Below are 2,872 nucleotides of genomic sequence, written 5' to 3'. Positions count from 1 at the left end.
AACATATTTATTAAAACATTAATTTCTATTGAACCGCCGTGTACCGAACGGTACGCACGGTGGTGTGAGAGGTCGCTAAATAAACTAATTATTTAGCTCCTACTCGATTAATGTTTTTACTTAACAATAATGAACATATTATGGTATAATGTAAAATATTATGTAAAACAAATTTTAATTTAATTTTTTAATGCATGAAAACGACAATACGATAGTTCCGGGGGGGAACTATGAAAAAAACAAATACTAAGAATTCTATATTGTTCAGTAAAACAACAAAAATAAATACAATTATATTAATATCGATTTTACCTGTATTTTTAATAACATCTATTTCTATAGGGATTTTTGCGTATAGTAATTCAAAAAGAACAATAAACACAGAGATTGAACAAAAAATGAGTTATCAATTAAAGGAAAACATAAACTCCATTCAAACAGATCTCCAAAGACATGGGCAAATTCCGGCTACAATATCTAGAAGTTTGGAAGCCTTAGGTACAGGCATGAAAAAAGATGAGTTTGTTGCTATTACACAAAAGAGTATAAGTACGAATGAAGATACTTTTGGACTTGGAATATGGTTTGAACCTTACAAATATAATTCCACTTTAAAGTATTTTTCTCCTTATGCATTTAAAGAGAATGGGAAACCAACATATTCAGACGAGTACATAACTGAAAAATATGACTACACTAAACAGGAATGGTATACAAATGGTGTAAATACTGATAAGCCTGTTGTTTGGTCTTCTGCATATGTTGATCTTGTAACTAAAGTTGCTATGGTAACAGCTACAGCTCCTTTTTATGATAAAAACAATAAATTTCTTGGGGTCACCACAGCTGATATGGATATAGAGCATATTCAAAAGAAGATAGCAGAACTTAAAGTTGGTAACGGTGGAAAAGCTTTGCTTTTAGATAGTAATGGTACATATCTAGCAGGAAGTAGTACTAAAAACATAATGAAAGTTAAAATTACTGAGAATTCTAATAAGGCTATAGCTGATTTAGGTCAAAAAATCATTAAAAATAAAAAGGGTAATGATGAATATAAGGATGTAGATGGTAAAAAACAAGTCTACTATGAAATGCTGCCTGAAACAAATTGGATAGTTGCATTAGTAATGCCTGAAAGTGAACTTTATGCACCACTCCAAAATTTATTAAGAAAGATTATTGGAATTATATTATTATCTTCTGTTTTAGTTGTTATATTAGTGCTTATGTTAAGTTCATATATAACAAAAAATATAAAGAAAGTAAATGATTTCTCTTTTTCTATTGCAGAAGGTGATTTAACTCAAACATTAGATGTTGATAATAAAAATGAAATAGGGGAAATGGCAATTAATTTAAATAGAATGGCTAATAATTTAAGGAAGCTAATTATGAGTACCATGGAAAGCTTAGAGCAAGTTGTGGCAACTTCAGAGGAGCTTACAGCAAGTTCAGATCAAACTCAGCAGTCTGCAGAAGAAATATCATTATCCATTCAAAAGGTTGCAGAGGGAAGTGAGGAGCAGGTAGTTATTGCTGTTGATGCATCAAAAGCAGCAAAAGAGATATTTACAGGTATAGAACAAATATCACAAAATGTTCAAGATGTTACAAATGCTTCACTAAATACATTTAAGAAAGCTGAAAAAGGTAATGGAGTGGTAATCTCTGCTATTGAGTATATGAAAAACATTAGTGAAAAAGTGGCTGTTTCTTCGCAAGTAGTATCACTATTAGGGGAGAAATCTACAGAAATAGGAAGCATAGTATCCTCAATAACATCTATTGCAGATCAAACTAATTTATTAGCTTTAAATGCAGCAATTGAGGCAGCAAGAGCAGGAGAACAAGGCAAAGGTTTTGCTGTTGTTGCTGATGAAGTAAGAACGTTAGCAGAGCAATCTTCAAATGCAGCTGGAAATATATCTGAATTAATAAACGAAATCCAAAATGAAATTATAAGTGCGGTAAAAGCTATGAATAATGGTACTACAGCCGTGAATGATGGAATAAAAGTGGTTAATGAAGCAGGAACTTCTTTTGCTGATATAGTGAAAGATGTAAACTTTATGTCATCACAAATGCAGGATATGTCGGCTGTTGTAGAGGAAATAAGTACGGGTACTCACAATATGCTTGAAGGTATTGAGAATGTATCAAAAATATCTAACGTGTCATCAGAAAATTCTCAAAATGTAGCAGCGGCGTCTGAGCAGCAGACAGCATTAATGAAAGAAGTGGCTAATGCAGCTGAAAATTTATCTGATATGGCTATAAATCTCCAAAATTCTATGATGAATTTTAAATTGTAGTATTTTAATTAGTAAATTTAAAAAAGTTAAAACATTGTGTTTTAGTGATATTTTAGCACTATGCTATTGTAAAACATTGGAATATATTTAAGATTTCATTTATTAAAAGAAGGATAATAAATTGTCATAAAGGCAAAATTATTATCCTTTTTTTTATTAAGCCTTTTTGCATATAAACATATTTTATCATCATAAATTAGACTTGTACTTATTATGTTGCTGGAATATATGTGAGAATGCAGTTTCATCAGAAAGCACCTCACTTAATTTATTCAACTCTTAAAATGAAAGATAATAAAGCAGAGATGACATAGAGGTGGTAGTTTATATGAAATTAGAATTTTTGCAAAAAAATATGTCAACTGAATTTGAAAATGTCCCAAAAAGTTTTAATTATTAGCACCAGCAATAGCTGGTGCTTTGTTACGTTTCAACCTGTTTTTGGGTATAGCAAACACACCTTAAAACTTGATTTTTTAAGCAGTTTTCAAGTGGTTTTTTAGTCTTTTAGGCTATGCCTTCTTTTGGGCGATGAGCCTGCTTGTTACAGTACATTT

General features: G+C 30.8%; 1 protein-coding gene. It reads left to right on the top strand.

What is annotated here, in order from left to right:
• Positions 1–230 precede the first annotated feature (230 nt).
• Positions 231–2,315, top strand: coding sequence for a methyl-accepting chemotaxis protein (locus KPL37_RS19245; protein WP_216151686.1), 2,085 nt, complete (start codon positions 231–233; stop codon positions 2,313–2,315).
• Positions 2,316–2,872: the final 557 nt, after the last annotated feature.

This window comes from Clostridium frigoris, from assembly GCF_018861865.1.
In the GTDB taxonomy this organism is placed as follows: Bacteria; Bacillota; Clostridia; order Clostridiales; family Clostridiaceae; genus Clostridium_AD; species Clostridium_AD frigoris.
The sequence above is the reverse complement of the archived record's forward strand: the minus strand, read 5'-3'. Positions and strand labels throughout refer to the sequence as shown.